Consider the following 19,553-nt stretch of genomic DNA (forward strand, 5'->3'; position numbering starts at 1 on the left):
TATTTACTTTGGGGTTTGTTAGCAGTATTACTATCTATTTTTTTATTTTGTTTGTATTGCTATTTTTTGATATTCCAAATTATCTGAAGATGCTGTAATGTTTATAATTCCGCTATTTTCTGTCGATTTCACCACCAATAAACACATTCCATTAAACGCTTTTCTTTTGTTTGCTTGAAAAGACGCTAATGATGTTTGATCTCCATTTCCTACCGCTGCTAAAACGCCTTCTCCAGAGATATTAAAGTTGATTAAATTATCTGCAAGCGGACAAAAATTACCGTCTTTATCTAAAACCTTCACTGTAATAAAAGAAAGGTCATTACCATCTGCATCAATTTCAGTTCTATCTGCGACTAATTCTATGGTAGCAGGAGTTCCTGCAGTTTTAATTTGCTTAGAAGCTACTTCATTGCCATCTTTATATGCTATTACTTTGATGTCTCCTGGTTGATAAGGCACATTCCATGAAAGTCTGTATTTAGATTTGTACATTCCTTTTTTAAACCCATGATATTCTGATGGTATTTCAGTAAAATCTTTTCCTTTAATCTTTTTACCAAAAGACTTTCCGTTTACAAATAGTTCTACTTCATCACAATTGGTATACGCATATACCGGAATGATATCACCTTCTTTACCTTCCCAATTCCAATGCGGTAAAACATGTACCATTGGTTCTGTTGTCCATTGACTTTGATATAAATAAAAACGATCTTTTGGAAATCCTGATAAATCAACAGGAGCAAAATAAGATGAACGTGATGGCCAATCATCATTCCAATGTCCGTTGGTTGAGTTATCTCTTCCTCCATAAGGTGTTGGCTCTCCTAAATAATCAAAACCTGTCCAAATAAATTCCCCTAAAGATCTTGGCTCTTTAGCTTGCGCATCAAACTCAATATCTGGTGCGTATGCCCAAGGTGGACCAACAATTACATCATAACTCGAAACGTGATTGGTTTCATGTTTTTGAGTGAATTCTATTGGCAGATGATACACGCCTCTACTACTTGTTAATGAAGATGTTTCTGAACCATATACAATCATATCCGGATTTTTCTCTAAAATAGCTTTGTACTCTTCTGGCCAATAATTCATACCAACAATATCTACTTGCTCTGCTAAATTGTTCTTAAACGGTGCAGGGAAATAATTAAATCCAACGGTAGTTGGTCTGGTATTATCTTCATCATGGCAAATATCATTTAACTTTTTAGTTAGTTTCCATCCATCTTTTTTACTTTGTTCCAGAATTTCATTACCAATACTCCACATAATTACAGAAGGATGATTTCTATCTCTTTTAATCATATCTCTTAAATCGGTTTCGTGCCATTCATCAAAAAACTTATGATAACCGTTTTCTACTTTTCCTATTTTCCATTCGTCAAAAGCTTCTACAATAACAACAATACCTAACTCATCGCAAACTCTTAATATTTCTGGTGATGGCGGATTATGACTCGTTCTTAATGCATTTACGCCCATACTTTGCATAATTTGCATTTGGCGTTGTTTGGCTCTGTTATTTATAGCTGCTCCCAACGGACCTTGATCATGATGCATGCACACACCGTTTAATTCAACTTGTTTTCCATTTAATAAAAAACCGTTGTCTTTATCAAACTTAATAGTTCTAATTCCGAATTTAGTTTCATATTCATCCACAATTTGTCCACCAACAATTACAATACTTTTTGCGGTATATAAAGTAGGTGATTTTAGATCCCATAATTCAGGATTTGTTACTTCTAAAGAAACCAACTCTTTTACTTCAGCACCTTTAACTACTGATAATTTTGTAGTATTTTCAGCAACAACAACACCTTTATTATTTTTAATGATTGTTTTAAGTTCCGCCTTTTTTGTAATGGTAGAAGCGTTTTTAATTTTCGTTTCAATTTTTATTTCAGCGTTCTCTTTGGTAACATTTGGGGTTGTAATGAATGTTCCATACTGCGGAATATGAATTTGCTCATTCATTTTAAGTCTTACGTTTCTGTATATTCCTGCTCCGGAATACCAACGTGCTGCTAAATCTTCTGGTGATAACTGCACAGAAATAACATTATCCTCTCCAAATTTAATATGCTTGGTAAGATCAAGTTCAAAGCCGATATAACCATAAGGTCTTTCTCCAATATATTCACCATTCAGCCAAACTTTAGCAAGATTCATGGCTCCATCAAACTCAACAGAAATTTGTTTTTCACTAAACTGACTGTCAACCTTAAAATGTTTTCTATACCAAGCAACACCATGTACAGGTAAACCACCTGTTCTTGCGTTGTATTTGTTGTCAAAAGGACCTTCAATAGCCCAATCATGGGGTAGATTTAATTTTCTCCAGCTCGCATCATCAAAATTGACATTTTGTGCATTTTTAAAATCACCTTTAGAAAAAAGCCATCCTTTGTTAAAGTTCTCATCAGATACGGATAATGATTCTGATGCAGACTCACTAGCCCCAGATTTGCATGATATATAAAAAGCTACAAATAGTGTAAATAAAATGAATTTCAGAAGTTTGGAGTTTCTCATTTGTTGATTTTTTTGGTTTTATAGTTAATATCTCTCTGCCCTATTGGTAATAAATATTTCTTATCCAATCCTTTAAAGTAATACGGATAATTATCCCAAGGAGCTTTCCCTTCCATTCTTGGGTCATTCGTTTCTTTTAAATAAGTAAAAAGTTCTGTTTTTAAAGAATCACATAAATCTGTATATTTCTCTTCGGATGCCAAGTTTTTTAATTGATAAGGATCTTCTTTTACATTATATAATTCTACTTTTTGACGTTTAGCAAACTGTAAATCGAAATAATATTTTACATCGATATCCTCTTTATTATCAATTAAATAAGAACGTGTAGGTCCAGCATCAACCTCTCCATAATAACCTTGATGTACTGAATAAAAATCGGGATTTCCACCAGGGTATCTGTCTGGTTCAAAGTTTACCATGTATAACCAATCTCCTTTTCTAATGGTACGTACAGGATAACCCAAACCTTCGGGACGGCAATACGCATGACGTTCTAAGCCTGTAAAAACGCGATTTCTTGTAGCGTCTACCTGTCCGCTTTTATTGGCAAGTAAAACATTTAAAAAACTTTTTCCTGACATTTCTTTCGGAATATCAAGACCAACAGCTTCTAATAATGTAGGAGCAAAATCGGTAAAACTGATAAAATCATCAACGTTAGCGCCTCCTTTAATTTTATTTCCCCAATAAATAGCTAATGGCATATGGGTTCCATAATCGTAACATGATGCTTTTGCTCTTGGAAAAGGCATTCCATTGTCAGCAGTAACAATAATAATGGTGTTTTCTAATTCACCAGAAGCTTCCAATGCTTTAATCATACGTCCTAAATGCGTATCAAACCATTCTATTTCATAATAATAATCTGCAATATCGCTTCGTACTAAATCTGTATCTGGTAAAAAACCGGGTACTTTAATTTTCGAAATATCCTTTCCATGTTTTACTCCAATTCCTTGACTATAAGCCCTATGTGCTTCGTGAGATCCAAACCAAAAGAAGAAAGGTTTGTCTTTTTCTTTTTTATCAAGAAAGTCTTCAAAATTGCTAGCATAATCCTTATTTGAAATAAATTTAGGAACTTTCATTCTGATTTTGTTTAACTCCGGCGCCAATGGTTCTGTTTGATACGGTTCTTTTAAACTTGCAGGCATATACCCTTTACCAGTATATCCTGTAGCGTAACCGGTTTCTTTTAACATATTTGAAACCGTAGGGAACTTTTTACGTAACCCTCCAAATAACAATCCTCCTTCTTCCAATTCCCAAAGGTTTCTTCCTGTTAAAATAGCAGCCCTTGATGGAGCGCAAGATGACACATTACTATAAGCGTTATTAAAAAGCACTCCTTGTCTTGCAACCCTATCAAAATTTGGTGTATTAAGTTGACTTGTTCCTTGTATAGATGTGTGAATAAAAGAAGCATCATCTGCAATACAAAAAAGAATGTTTGGTTTTTTCTCTACTTTTTTTTCACAAGAAATTAGTGATAATGTCACTATTAGAAGTGCCAAACCAAACCTACTTGTAGCTTTTAAAGTTTTATACTTATTTCTCATGATATTTTTTATTGATTCATTCCTTAACAAATCCTAATTATTTAAAATTTACACCCATTTTCTCAATAACAATTGGTTGTATCTTTTCTTGATTTAACTTTGTAGGATTGTACTTTAATTCTAATTCTAAAGGTAAAATATAGGCTAAAGAAGACCATCCAAAGAATGGATTCATTCCTAGTCCTTCACCGGTTTCTGAATTAAAAAATTCACGTGTATTTTTATTTCCTAATACCATATTATACGTTTTTAGCGCAATTTCTTTTGCTAAAGAATCATACCCATAATCCATTAATCCATGGCAAATCATATAATTGGTAGGAATCCAAGTAGAACCTTTCCAGTTACAACCTTTTTGTCCTTGATAATTCTGACGATAATCTGGTTCTGTTTTTGCGTAACCCGGAACAGGATATTCTAACCAAAATTCTTTTGGGTTTTTCAAATGCTCGTCAACCATTCGTTTTACTTGTTTTTTTGATGCAACTCCTGCCCAAATTGGTGTAAAACCAGAAACCGACTTTACAAAAGTTGTTTTTCCATTTTCTTCATTTCTATCGTAATAAAAACCAGACGCTTCATCCCATAAATATTTGTTGATCAAGTCCTTTAACTTATCAGCATGTTTTAAATAATTTTTAGCATCTTTATGTTTCCCCAATTTTTTTGCTATAACTGCCATTGCTTGTAATTCACGCACCAAATAACAATTTAAATCTACACCTTCACTTAAACCAAGAGTTCTAGTATTTTGATTGTCCATACCACTATGGTCTGATGCGCCAGACCAAGCTCCTTTTTGCTGCCCAGACCAATAGGCCAATCCATTTTTATCTGTATCGTATTCAAACCAATGCTTTAAATATAATTGCGTTTTTTGATAGTACTTTTTAGCCCATTCCCAATTTTTAGTTTGACGAGATCCCAATACTATAATTTGGGCTATAAAGGGTTTAAAGTGATGATCTGCGCCAAATAATTTTGGGCCAAATGATCTTTTAATAAATCCATCTGGATGTTGCACTGCAAAAAAGCCCTCTAAATTATCGAAGTTGTATTTTGAAATTCCGTAGTACGACATATAAATGTTTTCAAAATATAAATCCCAATCGTAAAATTGTTCGTATCTATATCCTGTTAACAATTTTTTGTTGGTTATTTCGGTGTCTAATAAAATTCCGAAATTATTTATATCTCTATTTAGTTCTCTTAATCTTGTTTTTAATACAATTGAATTTGCATCAAATTTTACATGAGCGGGAGCAACATACTTTTTACTAATTTTTGATTTAAATTGTTCTTTCTTTTTATCTTGTGCGTTTGCATTTAAAGCAAAGAACATCATCAAAAAGACACTTAAAAAAATAACTTTTTTAACAATTAATACTTTCGACATAAAACTTATTTTAATTATTGAAACTTTTGCCTCTTCAAAAAAACATAAAAAAATATTGTTTTAATATCTCAAATGTTCTTATTAAGGACACAAATACTATTAAACCTAAGGTTTCACAGCATTCTATGAATGTTTTATTTTTTATAGTGATGAATGCGAACTATAATCTAATTATTGAGGTTTATATATCCCTCTGTAAAATCCGCTACCATATGTTGCTAACCAAAAGACATTGGCATCTTTAATATCTGGACGTAACGTCATAATACGAGCAGGTTGTCCTATTTTATAATTTGCTTTTGTCCAAGATGTACCTCCATCCTTTGAAAAATAAACTCCCGGATTAAGATTTTTAATTTTATGTCCCATTTGTACATTAACCAAAATGGTATTAGAATCAACGTTAGATGAATATGTTTCGAATACATTAGGCATAAAGAATATCTTCTTCCATTTCTTTCCTTTGTTTTTACTAATCCATGTACCACCTGCATCAATTTCTCCAATTCCCTCACCTGCACTTAGGTACCAGGTTCCTGTTTTTTTATTGATACTAAAATGGTTAACACTTTTTATTTCAGAAGGAATTTTTACCTTAGACCAAGTATTACCGCTATTTTTTGATTTATATAATCCCCCCTTAGCTGATTTATCCATAGGTCTATTCACTGAAGCATACAATATTTTCGAATTTTTAGGATCCATTTCTAATCTAAAAACATTAGCACCTTTTGGTAAACCTTTATTTACGACCTCCCAGTTATAACCTCCATCTTGCGATCTATATACTCCTACTTCAAATTCTCTTTTTGTCTTTCGTCCATTTATCATTCGAAGTTCTTTGGCCCAAGGAGCGTGGTCTTCAAGTGGAACGATAAAAAAGATGTTATTTGGGTTCTTTTTGTCTATCAATATATCTTTTTGCTCAATTGAATTTGTTAATTTCGAGCTATCTGAAACTGGCTGACTAATATTTTTCCAAGTTTTACCTCCATCTGTTGATTTTCGAAATGCACCTCTGTTACTTTGCCTAAATGAAAGAATATAAAGAGTGTTGGGATCGTTTGGATGAACAGCTACTGCAGCTACCGAACTTGAGTGTTTATTATTCTTAGTATTTCCTTGTGTTTGTCCTTCAAGTTGTTTTACGGCTACTGCATCTGGTTTAATTTTTTCTCCGCCTGTAGTAGTTGTCCATAAACCATGCTCTCCAGTAACAAGAAGGTACTGTGAGGTTCCTGTTTCCAACAACATGTCATGCCCTGGAAGGTTACTTCCACCTCTACCAACCCAAGCACCAGAACCAGGAGTTGTTTCGTCGTCATGAATTTGTTGCCAACTAGTTCCTTGATCTGTAGACCGAAGTGTTTGTTGCCCACAACCTGTAATTATTTCTCCATTAACTTTTGAAAATAACATTCGTACACTTGAAGATACCTTAGCCTCTGTCTTTTCTTTATGTAAATGAGCAAATTTGGCATTCATACCCAACGGCTGATTTCTACTTTTCCAATATTCTTTATCTGTCTTATTCACCCAATATGCTCCAGTACGCAGGCAAACTTCCCAGTGCTTACCACCATTTTTACTTACCCACAAATCAGGGCCAAAAGATTTGTCGTGCCCAACATTTGAACTCAAATAAATTTCATTTGAATTCGTTTTGCTTATTACTAACTTATTAAAAACAGGATACGTGAATGCAGGCTTGTTTGGAAACCTTTTTTTGGCTTCGTTTATAGAAATACTAAACCAATTTGCCAATGTTTTGTAATATCTTACAGTATTATCATAAGAATTAATTTTATTTAAATCGAAAGGTAAGTCTCCCAAAATAGAAACCCAGTTTTCTCCTCCATCGATACTTTTGAAAACTCCTCCTGATGTTTTAACTCCACCTTTGCCGTTATCTTTATAATTGGTCTGCTCTACTAAATAAAGGCTAACTTCACTTGTTTTTTTATTGAAGAAAATACCACCATCACGAGGTAAGTTATATGGTAATCCTTTTCCTTTACGCGCCCAAGTGTACCCACCATCAGTACTTTTATAAAAACCATAATTTGTAAAAGTATATACTACATCAGAATTTTTGGGATCTACAAATATTTTAGCAACATCTAAATCTGAATTAAATTTATCTGTTATTTTTTTCCAACTTAAACCTTTATCCTTAGAAATATAAATATGACCATATTCAGTTCCTGATAATGGAATTGTACCATGAAGTTTTGCTTTGCTTCTATGCATTTTTTTAACCCTCCAAAATTGTCCGCTTCCTACATACCAATTGTTATCATTATTTGGATCTACAGTAATACATGAATGCTTTTTAGAACCAGGCCATGAGGAAACCCATTGATATGATGTTCCTCTATTATGAGTAACCATTAGTTTCCCTGAAGCATCAAGCGCAAATCCAAAATCAGGGTTTTGTCTTGAAAAATCAGCATCCATTGTACGTCCTTTCTCTCCGTCAGTATCCCAATCTTTTATAGTTGTCCAGTTTAAACCATTGTCGTGTGTATAATATGCATTCCCCATATCCAAAGACATGTACATACTATTTGGATCCGTTGGGTGTGCATAATATATTTCATTATACCCAGACATACCAGGACCAACATTTGTCCAATTCACAGATGTTGTTGATATTTTTTTTTTGGTTTGTAGGTCTTTAAAATATTGTGGAGTTTGCGCAAATAGTATCAAAACATTAAAAGATAGCATACTTATTATAGCTAGTTTCAGTAATTTTTTCATGATGTTATGTCTTAAATTATTTTTTTAATTTCGGCTTTTGAATTCCCTCATTGCACTTAAATATTCTAATTCCTTTTAAATACATTTAGTTTCGCATTCCTTATATTATAGTTTTATTAAATCAACAACCTCGCCCCAAGGATACGAGGTATGCTTCCGATACATTTTTTTTAAATCTCGAGGCAAGCCTCGGGGAATTGAAACCTTGGCCATCGCCCTACGATTAAAATACTTTAATAAAAAAGTAAATGTAACAGTCACTAATTAAAAGCACCTTAAAATACTATTAACAGACACTTAACCAACACTTAATACAGCACTTAATAAAAACAATAAAACACTGTAAAACAAATAATTAAAAAATATTAAAAATAATTATTCTCAAAGTAATTAAACCCTTTTGTTTCCTAATTTCTGGATAAAACAGCTTGATTTATTATTTGTTTTTCTTAAGTTTGAACTCCATACCAAAATATAGAATGCTTTAACCTTTATGTTTAGAAAAGAAAAAAAATATTTACCAACTAAAATAAAAACAATCCTTTTCTTTTTATTGTTTCTTGTACAAAACAGCTTCAGTCAAAATATGAACGAACGTAGTTTTGCTATCGCTGAATTTTCAGACAAAGAGAGTATAACATCTATTCTGCAAGATGATTTATCAAAAGGATATTATGGTATGTCTATTCATGTTATCGAAGAACCTAATACAGCTGACTTAAAATTAAAACTGGATAAAGGTAGTTTACCTTTAAAAAGATTTTTTGAGTTACTCTCTATTCAAATAAATAAAACAGAAAAAAAAGTATTTCCATTATTTATTAAGTACTCTGGCAATGATGACAAATTAATAAAGCTACTTAGTGCTACAAATTTACTTGATAAATCTTTTTATAATCCGGTTGGAGAACGCTGGCCAACTATAGAAGATATCATTAAGCAGAAAAAACAACTGATTATCTTCAATAAAGATTCTAAAAGTAATTATATAAACAACACATCTAATCACATTACTAAATATGCCCTATTTAATAATGGAGATAAGACAGATTTAGATAGCGTTATAGGAAACGAATTTTTATCCATTAAACATTTTACAGAAAAAAAAATAGCAAAGAACAATATTCCAAAACAATGGAATAGTATTAGTACAAACCCTTATAGCATTCAATATTTACTTCGTGCTTGGAAAATTACAGGAAAACGTCCTAATTTTATTTTTTACTCATCAATAAAACATAAAAACACACTCTTTTATTTAACCAATTTAATAAATGAAACACCCTCTATTAAAGGAACAGTTTTGAGCCAAACCAATATTTTAAAAGGTATAAACTGGCAACATAAAATAAAATCTTATACCGATGGTTATTATAACTTCCCATATGAAAAGGGGACAGAATTTGTACTAAAACCTTTAAAAGAAGGATATGAATTTACACCTAGTTCCGTTAAAATCTCTGATAAAATCATACCTAATAAAAGCTTTAAATTTGAAGCTACAAAATTAGATATCACTAAAAATTTAACGGCAGTATACAAATTTGAAAATACCTTAGACAATGAAATTAAGCAAGAACACTTAGCCAAAAACACTCCTGTATTTATTAATGATAAAGTTAAGGGAACCGTTTTAAAAATTGAAAACAAAAACTACATCAAGCTACAAGAAGTGGCAAATTATAAATTGGTGAATTCTAGTTTTACAATTGCCGTCGATTTTAAATATATTACTACGGAAGATCAAAAAACATACTGCATATTAGGTAGTGATGAACAAGGTTTTAGAAAAGGTTTACATGTAAGCATTCTTTCTAAAAAACCAGTATTTGGCTTTTACACCAACGACTGTAAACCAAACTACTCTGTTAGCCCAGAAAAATGGCACCGTTTAGTTGTAAAATATAATTTAGACACACAAAATCAAAGTATTTATATTGATGGCGCTATTGTTGGCAAAGCGACAAATCGTCCATCTTTTATTGGTACCTCAAATCTTTTATTGGGATACGGTATTAAAAATAATAATAATTATTTTAACGGCTATATAGATAACTTACAAATATGGAACAGAGCCCTAAATGATGATGAAATAAAATGGTTAGCACACAATACTTTAGACTTAAAGAAAAAGCCTACTACGTATAAAACGACTCCCCTACTTTTAATCATTAGCTCGTGCTTAGTAATAGCTTTAATTTTTTTAAGTATTTATGTAAGACGTGCTAAGAAAAAAAAGGTAGAACCTTTAGTTTCTGTAGAAAATATTCCAAAGAAAAATGCAATTTATTTATTTGGAAAGTTCAGTTTAATTAATGCCAATGGCGTTGATATTGCAGCCGATTTTTCTCCTAAATTAAAAGAATTATTTTTACTTGTTTTACTTAGAACTATAAAAAATAAAAAAGGGATTACCACAAGCGAATTAACAGATATTTTATGGGAAGGATTTCCTCCTGCCAAGGCAGCAAACAATAGAGGTGTTTCTTTTAATGCATTAAAAAAAATACTTCAATCTACCGAGGGTATTAATGTAGTTTATCAAAATAAATTTTGGAAAGTTGAATTGAATGAAAATATTTATTTAGACTACAATTGGGTTCTCGGTTTCATAAATTCTAGGTTGCACAATTACCAACAATTTTTTGAAGTTGTTAAAAGAGGGAAATTTTTACCAGAAGCAAAAAAAGAATGGCTTTTAGAAGAGCGTTCTAATTTAAATTTTGATATTCTCGATCCCCTATTATGTTACTGCAAAGAAGAATATTACAAAGAAAATTTCCAAACAGTATTGCAAGTTACAACTTATGTTAAATCCATTGATGAACTAAATATACAAGCTTTGTATTATCAACTACATAGCTTATCTAAAGAAGGAAGTAAGAACAAGATAATTTTTATTTTTGATAATTTCTGCCAAAAATATGAAGTAATAAACGCTGTTAAATTTAGGTACAAACTGAAAGAGTTTTTACAAGAAGACTTAAAAAATATTTGGGAGTAGTTTCCCTAAACTACTGTTTCTTTCTAATTGCAATATCACAAACAACGACATGTAATGCTAACTTATAAATAAGTATGTAAAATCACTCCAATTTGTTTTTTTACGACAAGTATTTTTCTTTTGTTAATGCCTTTTAAGCAATGCCTAAAAGCTGAAAGTATAATACTATCCTTACTCATAATACGAATCAATTTTTTAATATCTCAAATGTTCTTATTAAGGACACAAACTATTTTAAACGTTGTGATTTACAATATTTTACCATAATTTTATTCTTTATTCTAACTGTACACTAAAATTTATTTTTTATGAATCTGAACAAAAGATTTTTTTTAATACTATTATCTTCAATATTATTTCTTTCTTGGGGATGCTCTAAAGCTACAAAAACAGTAAAAACAAAACCGAACATTGTGTTTATTTTTGCTGATGATATGACTTACTCCGCTATAAATGCATTGGGTAATTCTGAAATTGAAACGCCTAACCTTGATAAATTAGTAGAACGAGGAACTACTTTTACGCATGCTTACAATATGGGATCTTGGAGTGGTGCTATTTGCGCTGCCTCTAGAGCAATGCTTATATCTGGAAGAAGTGTTTGGGACGTAAACGATTTTAGACTAAATTGGAAGAAAAATAAAGAAATAGACAAAACTTGGGGAAAACTGATGGAAAGTGGTGGTTATGATACTTACATGACTGGTAAATGGCATGTAGATGCACAGCCTAATAAAGTGTTTCAAAATGTAGTACACGTAAGAGGTGGTATGCCTAAGGATTCATGGGATTTTGCAGCAATGACTAAAAAGTTTAAAGAAATAGAAGGTACAGATATAGACCCAGCAACTATAATGCCTGTAGGCTACAATAGACCTTTGAATGAAAATGATACTATCTGGACATCTTCTGACACTAAATATGGAGGTTATTGGAAAGGTGGTAAACATTGGAGTGAAGTTTTAAAAGATGATGCTATTGGATTTATTGATAAAGCAGAAAAAAGTGACAATCCATTTTTTATGTATTTAGCTTTTAATGCGCCTCATGATCCTAGACAAGCTCCACAAGAATTCTTAGATAAATATCCCGTAAGCAAAATTAGTTTACCTAAAAGTTGGATGCCAGAATATACTTATAAAGATGATATGGGATGTGGCCAAAATTTAAGAGATGAAGCTTTAGCTCCTTTCCCTAGAACTCCGTTTGCAACAAAAACACATATACGTGAGTATTATGCTTTAATTACGCATTTAGATGTGCAAATTGGTAAAATTATAGAGCGATTAAAAGCAACTGGAAAAATGGATAATACCTATATTATTTTTACTGCAGACCATGGTATAGCTGCTGGTAGACATGGTTTAATAGGAAAACAATCTCAATTTGACCATAGTATTAGAGCTCCTTTTATGATTGTTGGTCCTAATATTAAAAAAGGAGCAAAAATAGATAAAGACATTTATTTACAAGATGCCATGGCTACAAGTTTAGACCTTGCTGGCGTTAAAAAACCTAATTATATTTTTTACAATAGCGTTATGGATATTGTTGATGGCACCAGAAAAGAAAGCCATTATGATGGTATTTACAATGGTTATAGAGATTTACAACGTATGATTAGAAAAGATGATTTTAAATTAATTATCTATCCTAAAATTGATAAAGTATTACTATTCGATTTAAAAAATGACCCTGAAGAAATAACCAATTTAGCTGACAATTCAGCATATAAATCTAAAGTAAATACCTTATTTACAGATTTAATTCAGCTGCAAAAAGAGATGAAAGACCCTTTAGATATTTCATCAATACAAACTAAGTTTAATGCCGATAATTAAAATATTAAGTATTTCTTAAAATAGAAAAAGTGTATTGAAATTATTCAATACACTTTTTTTTATGCAATTATTCTTAACCCTTTTAGAGCTTTAAAATTTACTGATTCACTAGTTTAAATTGTTCGGACAAAGGTACGCCGTATATAGATTCTAATTCTTTTGCACTTTGCTTGTAAAAGGCTGTATTAGGAGGCATATTAAAAGTTTTCCAGAAGTCAGGATTGTAATTTACTTTTAAATCACCAATATCTCCTTTTGTTCTAATATAATCACAATCATATACATCTCTTCCCTTTGTTTCCACTCCAAGCACATACACTTCATGCTTATAAGACTCTGTAATAAAATTCTTTTTGGTGTTCAGTGCTTTCTTTTGAAAATCTGTCAATTTAATATTGTTTGTTCTTGTTCTATTATGATAGCTTAAAACGAGTTTGCCATCCGCATCTTTTTTATACACATATAATGCCTTTAAATCTGACGTTTCAATTTTATAGATTCCGTAAGAATCCATACCTACATAAAACCGAATAAAATCATTTTTATTCTTTTTAAGCCTACCTTCTACAATTAATACATCTTCACCATCATAAGAAGTATCTCCCGTTCTTTCCCAATTATAATCTTTTGTTCTAAACCCTTTTCGCATAGGATTTCTATACCCTATTACATGCATTGGATGTCCATAAATTTTCTTTTTCACAAATCTATAATCGGCAGATTTACGTCCTGCAACAATATTTATTCCAATAAAATCTCCTCTTTTAGGACCAGGATCTAAAACATACAAATAATGCTCTACCAACAACCTAGCTTTTTTATCTTCAACAGAAAAGCGTCTGTACAACACTTTTAGTTTATGCTCTCTATTTATAGTGGTTTTAGAGAGTTTTTTCATGGTCGTTTTTATATAGTCGATAGGTTTTATGGTTGATAAAACAAATTCATCTAACTGTGTAGCTGCTTCTTTTAAAACAATTTTTTGTTCCTTTAAATTTAAAAAATCTTGAATTTTAATTTTAAAAGTTTCAAAACCAATACTAGAAACTTCTAAAACATCCACTAAATTCGTTTTAGAGATTAATAGAAAAAATGTACCCTCTTCTGTTGTTGCTGTACCAATAGATTTTGCAGGAACACCAATTGCTGCGTACGGAATAGGCTCATTGAATTCATCAACTACCAAACCACTTAGCTTTAGATTTTTTTGTTGAGCATTAACCGAAAATGTTACCCCGATTAATAAAAAGAAAAAAAAGTATTTATTTAGTTTAAACATAAAATAATAGATTTAATTTGAATAAAATTAATTTGAAATACGCTAACGTTAACCGTTTAAAAAAAGCTAACATTTACAATCACTAAAATGATACAATTATTTAGTCAAAAAAAAGTACTACTTTAAGTACTATAATTGCTTACAATAAAGCAACCTCATATTTTTGTACGTAACAAATTGTTTTAAAATTAGCACCGAAATATATTTACATTTTAAACAAACCAATACTTTGTATGTCTTTTTTAATAGAACTTATGGTTTTTATGTGATTACCTTAAAACAATTATTTTAAGGTAATTATCGCTTCTTGAGGCATTGCTGCTCCTAATTTTTCACTTAATTTCCCTGGTGATGAATTTCCAACAATCAACTTATAATCACCTTTATACCACACTTTTTCTCCTTTTTTATTAATTACTTTTAAATCATCAGCATCAATAGAAAAAGACACTTTTTTAGAACTTCCTTTTGCCAAGGCTATTCTTTTAAAAGCTTTTAAACTGGTAATAGGTAAATTTTCTTTGTTGTTTATTGGACTTACATATAATTGAACAACCTCATCAATATCGCAATTTCCGGTATTCGTTACATCAACAGTTACTTCTAATTTTTCATCCTTTTTTAATTTCTTATCACTTACAGTAAGATTCTTAAGTGTGGTTTTAGAATAGGTTAATCCAAAACCGAAAGGAAACATTGGCTCTTTAGTCATGTATTTATAGGTACGACCTTGCATAGAATAATCTTCGTAAGAAGGCAATTGTGCCACATTTTTAGGAAACGTAATTGGCAAATGTCCTGAAGGCGAAATATCTCCGAATAAAATATCTGCAACCGCATTTCCACCTTGTTCTCCAGGATACCAAATTTGTAAAATTGCATCGCAATATTCTTCAATTCCTTCTAAAGAAACTGGACTTCCACTGGCTATTACCAACACCAAAGGACCTTTTTTAACCTTTGCAATTTGTTTTACATAGTTAATTTGATTTTCTGGTAATTTTAAATCTATTTTATCACCAACATTTAAAGCGGCAATTGCATCTACTTCTTCTCCTTCTCTATCAGCAGACAAACCTACTACACAAATAGTTACATCCGATTCTGCAGCTACATTAGGCGCCCAATTCTTCGGATTAATATTTTTATGAAATGGCAATGCTCCGCTTCTATAATTTAAAGACGAACTTAAAGAAACTGCGTCTGTAATTCCTGCTAAAACGGTAACAATTCCTGGACTTACTCCGTAATAACTTCCCATTAATACATCCGCAGAATTTGCAAAAGGACCTGTAACATAAGGAACTTTTATTTCTTTGGATAAAGGCAAGGTATTGTTGGTATTCTTTAATAAAACAATCGATTTTTGAGCTGCTTCTCTTGCTAAAGAAATGTGCTCTTTACTATGAATGTTTTCGGATCCTAATTTAGTATATGGATTGTTATCAACCTTGTCAAACATCCCCAATCTAAAACGTGTTTTAAAAAGTTGTTTGGTTCTTTCATGAATTAATTCTTCAGAAACTAATCCGTTTTTAACTGCCTTTTTCAATTGACTAAAAGCACCTCCACAGTTTAAATTCATTCCTACTTTTAAAGCTACAGAAGCTCCTTCTTCCGCTGTTTTTACGTATTTCAACTTATTAGAAATTCCACTAACAGCACCACAATCTGAAGTTACATAACCATCAAAATTCCAATCATCAATTAAAATATCTTGTATTAAAAACTTACTAGCTCCTGCAGGCACACCATAAACAGCATTATAAGCCGTCATAACTCCTTCTACTTTCCCTTCCACTACAAGCGCCTCAAAAGCAGGTAAATACGTTTCGTATAAATCTTGTTTTGTAGGTTCTGCATTAAAATGATGTCTTATAGATTCTGGACCAGAATGAACCGCATAATGTTTAGCACACGCAGCACTTTTTAGGTAATTAGGATCATTTCCTTGTAATCCTTTTACAAAGGCAACACCTATTTTAGATGTTAAAAAAGGATCTTCTCCATAGGTTTCCTGTCCTCTTCCCCAACGTGGATCTCTAAAAATATTTACATTTGGAGTCCAAAAAGTTAAACCAGCATATTTGCTATGATTCCCATGTTTTTGAGAAATAATATATTTTGCTCTTGCTTCTGTAGAAATTGCAGATGCCACTCTTTCTGCCAATTCAGGATCAAAGGTTGCTCCTACACCAATTCCTTGCGGAAAAATAGTTGCTTTTCCGTTTCTGGCAACACCGTGTAAAGCTTCGTTCCACCAATCATAATCTGGCACTTTTAATCTCTCAATTTCGGGCGCACCATTTCTTAGTTGATCTATTTTTTCATCGGTAGTCATTTGAGACACCAAAATCTCTACTCTTTTATCTAATGATAAATTAGTGTCTTGAAACGAAAAATCTATTTCTTTATTTTGAGCTTTTAGACTAACAAAACACAATACAAAAAACATCGTTAACGTAAATTTAATTTTCATTTTTCTTCTTTTAAAAGTTATTATATTCATTATTTTATTCTTTTAACCAACCATCCGTTGATCCATTTAAATAGGCAACATACCAACCAGAACCCCAAGCTGCACTCCAAATAACATTTTCGTTATATGGATCTGGTTTTATGTCCGTCATTTTATCTTGGTTTCCTAAACCTTTATTTATTTTCGTCCAGTTTTCTCCATCATCTTTAGAGAGATAAATCCCTGGATTCATAAACTCATGCGCCTTACTTACAATTTGCCCAGGAACACTAATCACTATTAATTTTGAATTAACTGGCGACGTTTCTGCCTGCCAAACATAGGGTGCTTTGAAAATCCGTTTCCAAGATTTGCCTTCATTTTTACTTCTCCAAACACCACCTTCTTCATAAGTTCCGGTTCGTCTTCCTGTACTAATTAAAATGTCTTTTGTATTTCGGTCTATAAAAACACTATTAACCGATTTTATTACTGAAGGAATTGTGACTCTTTCCCAATCACTTCCTTTATTTGTAGATTTATACAAACCTCCATTATCGTCATTTAAAGCTGCATACAACGTTTCTGGATTATCTAAATCCATAACAATTCTTCTTACACTTGCATCTTTATGAAAACCATTGTTACTCAGTTCCCAAGTGTACCCGCCATCAGAAGAACGATAGAATCCATAACCTCCTTTTGTTAATTTTTCCGCAGGAGAACCACTAATCTCTGCTATTTTAACAGTCGTTGAACAGAAATACATATTATCTGGATTCACAGGATCTATAAGTAATGAATTTTGTGGCGCTAAATTTCGATATTCTGCATTAGCAGCTTCAAAAATGGTACTTATATTTTTCCACGTTTTACCTCCATCAGTTGTTTTACGTAATTTACCTCTATGTTCTTGACGCCATGCTAAAATGTAAATAGTATTTGGATCTTTAGGATGCACAGCCACCGTAGAAATTGAATGTGCTCCGTGTTTTCCACCGTGATCGTTATTCTGACCTTCAATTTGCTCAACAGCAACAGCTTGTTTATCTGGCCAACCGTCTAAATCTGTAGTTTGCCATAAACCGTGTTCTCCACTGCAAAGCAATCTTCTTTCTTTAATCCCTGTTTCATGCAACATAAATCTTCCCGGTAAATTACTATCTCCACGACCAATCCATTTTCCACTACCCTTTGATGTTTCAAAATCATCTATTTGCTTCCAAGTTGCACCACCATCTGTAGATCGTTGTGTTTGTTGACCAACTTCAATAAAAACATCTCCTATCGAATTGATTCCTAACACTCTGTTTCCAAATCGAGTTTCACTCATTTCTTCATAAGAACGACTTACATGAGAAAATTCAACATTTGCTCCAATAGGATTTCCTTTTTCTTTCCAATAATTTTCATCCTTCTTATTCAACCAGTATTCACCAGAACGTGCACAAATAACCCAAGTTTTACCACCGTTTTCAGTTTTCCAAGCATCACCTGGACCAAAACTTCTATCGTGACGTTGATTTGCTACTAAATAAATTTCATCTTTATTTGTTGGGTTTACCACTATTTTATTAAACGCTGAATACGTATTTTTAGGAATAATTGGATATAACTTTTTTGAATCTTCTTCTAAAAAAATACTCAAGGCTTTGTAATAGTTATTTCTATGCGATTGGTCATTTATTTCATTAAAATCAACACCTAAATCACCGGTAATACTTGTCCAGTTTTTACCGGTATCAATACTTTTATAAACACCTCCTTTTGTTGAAATACTTTTTCCTTTAGGTTCGTACATTGTTTGTTCTACCAAGTACAACACAAACTCTTTGGTGTCCTTATTATAATATGAAGTTAAATCTCTTGGAATATTATTAGGTAAGCCTTTTGCTATTATATTCCAAGACAAACCACCATCAAAACTATGAAACAAGCCCATGTTAGCAGCCATAACAACAGTGTTATTGTTATTTGGATCTACTATAATTCTCCCAACATCGGTATTTTTAGGTAGCCCTTTAGAAATCTTTTTCCAAGATTTTCCTTTATCGGTAGATTTGTATATATAACCATAAGAAGCGTATTTAAAAGTAGTTCCATATGGATTAGCTCTCGTTCTTACATTATTTTTTACATTCCAAAAATCGCCAGCGCCTACATACCAAATATTTTCATTGGTTGGGTCTACTGCCAATTCACTGTGACGTGTTCCTTCTTGTTCATAATACCATCCTTTTTTAAAAGAATTTAAATCGTTAGGATCAATACCAACTTCTTTATAACTTTTACCTAATTCCTTCGTTTTTTGCCAAGAACGACCTCTGTCTGCAGTTTCATACACCCAACCATTCCAATCTAACGCCATTCCAAAATCTGGATTTTGCATTGAAAACTCGATATCTAAAACTCGTTTCATTTCAAGTCCTAAACCATCAGGATCTTTAATGGATTGCCAAGATTTACCGTTGTCCCAAGTTCCGTATGCAACGTGCATATCAGGTCCCAAAAACATAACGTTTGGGTCGGTAGGATGACTCCAAAATGCTTCATTATAACCAGACATTCCTGGTCCAAAGTTTTTCCATTCTACATTTTGATCGGATGCTATTTTTGTATTTTTAATTTTATCGAAAAACTGAGAATCTGATTCACTTTTACAAGCGAAAATCAAAACTGAAACTAAAAGAATTAATTTTTTCATTT

9 protein-coding genes are annotated in these 19,553 nt (G+C 31.9%); 2 read left to right on the top strand and 7 right to left on the bottom strand.

The genetic code is table 11. The features are described from left to right. Positions 1-42: 42 nt before the first annotated feature. The 4 genes from galB to MPF19_RS11270 form a co-directional block, all read right to left on the bottom strand. Positions 43-2,544, bottom strand: coding sequence for a beta-galactosidase GalB (galB, locus tag MPF19_RS11255; RefSeq protein ID WP_249988309.1), 2,502 nt, complete (start codon positions 2,542-2,544; stop codon positions 43-45). Continuing rightward, positions 2,541-4,106 (bottom strand): sulfatase family protein, encoded by a 1,566-nt coding sequence (locus tag MPF19_RS11260; protein WP_249988310.1) that lies wholly within the window; start codon positions 4,104-4,106, stop codon positions 2,541-2,543. Before MPF19_RS11260 ends, galB begins: the two co-directional genes overlap by 4 nt. Positions 4,107-4,143: 37 nt before the next feature. Further along, positions 4,144-5,502, bottom strand: coding sequence for an MGH1-like glycoside hydrolase domain-containing protein (locus tag MPF19_RS11265; protein ID WP_249988311.1), 1,359 nt, complete (start codon positions 5,500-5,502; stop codon positions 4,144-4,146). Positions 5,503-5,673: 171 nt separating this feature from the next. Further along, on the bottom strand, positions 5,674-8,265 hold the full coding sequence (locus MPF19_RS11270) for a WD40/YVTN/BNR-like repeat-containing protein (RefSeq protein WP_249988312.1): 2,592 nt from the start codon (positions 8,263-8,265) through the stop codon (positions 5,674-5,676). Between the two features lie 586 nt (positions 8,266-8,851). Between MPF19_RS11270 and MPF19_RS11275 the strand changes: the two genes are divergently transcribed. Continuing rightward, entirely contained in the window at positions 8,852-11,269 is a 2,418-nt protein-coding gene (locus MPF19_RS11275; RefSeq protein WP_249988313.1) for a LamG domain-containing protein, read from the top strand. Positions 11,270-11,577: 308 nt separating this feature from the next. Next, the gene (locus MPF19_RS11280; RefSeq protein WP_249988314.1) at positions 11,578-13,110 is read left to right on the top strand and encodes a sulfatase family protein; all 1,533 of its coding nucleotides are present in this window, start codon (positions 11,578-11,580) and stop codon (positions 13,108-13,110) included. A gap of 97 nt (positions 13,111-13,207) precedes the next feature. Here MPF19_RS11280 and MPF19_RS11285 read toward each other — a convergent pair whose 3' ends face one another. The 3 genes from MPF19_RS11285 to MPF19_RS11295 all read right to left on the bottom strand — a co-directional run bounded on the left by MPF19_RS11285 (position 13,208) and on the right by MPF19_RS11295 (position 19,551). Beyond that, a complete protein-coding gene (locus MPF19_RS11285) occupies positions 13,208-14,389 on the bottom strand; it encodes a carboxypeptidase-like regulatory domain-containing protein (RefSeq protein ID WP_249988315.1) in 1,182 nt (393 codons plus the stop codon). A 283-nt stretch (positions 14,390-14,672) separates the two neighbouring features. Beyond that, positions 14,673-16,868 carry a glycoside hydrolase family 3 C-terminal domain-containing protein gene (locus MPF19_RS11290; protein WP_249988316.1) on the bottom strand — a complete coding sequence of 732 codons (2,196 nt, stop codon included), beginning with the start codon at positions 16,866-16,868 and terminating at the stop codon, positions 14,673-14,675. A gap of 34 nt (positions 16,869-16,902) precedes the next feature. Then, on the bottom strand, positions 16,903-19,551 hold the full coding sequence (locus MPF19_RS11295) for a VPS10 domain-containing protein (RefSeq protein ID WP_249988317.1): 2,649 nt from the start codon (positions 19,549-19,551) through the stop codon (positions 16,903-16,905). Positions 19,552-19,553 lie beyond the last annotated feature (2 nt).

The sequence above is a fragment of the Polaribacter sp. Z014 genome (assembly GCF_023555435.1).
Taxonomy (GTDB): Bacteria; Bacteroidota; Bacteroidia; order Flavobacteriales; family Flavobacteriaceae; genus Polaribacter.

Bases quoted from the DNA above. Each gene is read 5' to 3' on its own strand.
- MPF19_RS11285 (WP_249988315.1), bottom strand. From the start codon at position 14,389: ATGTTTAAACTAAATAAATACTTTTTTTTCTTTTTATTAATCGGGGTA.
- MPF19_RS11275 (WP_249988313.1), top strand. From the start codon at position 8,852: ATGAACGAACGTAGTTTTGCTATCGCTGAATTTTCAGACAAAGAGAGT.
- MPF19_RS11290 (WP_249988316.1), bottom strand. From the start codon at position 16,868: ATGAAAATTAAATTTACGTTAACGATGTTTTTTGTATTGTGTTTTGTT.
- MPF19_RS11280 (WP_249988314.1), top strand. From the start codon at position 11,578: ATGAATCTGAACAAAAGATTTTTTTTAATACTATTATCTTCAATATTA.
- galB (WP_249988309.1), bottom strand. From the start codon at position 2,544: ATGAGAAACTCCAAACTTCTGAAATTCATTTTATTTACACTATTTGTA.
- MPF19_RS11265 (WP_249988311.1), bottom strand. From the start codon at position 5,502: ATGTCGAAAGTATTAATTGTTAAAAAAGTTATTTTTTTAAGTGTCTTT.
- MPF19_RS11295 (WP_249988317.1), bottom strand. From the start codon at position 19,551: ATGAAAAAATTAATTCTTTTAGTTTCAGTTTTGATTTTCGCTTGTAAA.
- MPF19_RS11260 (WP_249988310.1), bottom strand. From the start codon at position 4,106: ATGAGAAATAAGTATAAAACTTTAAAAGCTACAAGTAGGTTTGGTTTG.
- MPF19_RS11270 (WP_249988312.1), bottom strand. From the start codon at position 8,265: ATGAAAAAATTACTGAAACTAGCTATAATAAGTATGCTATCTTTTAAT.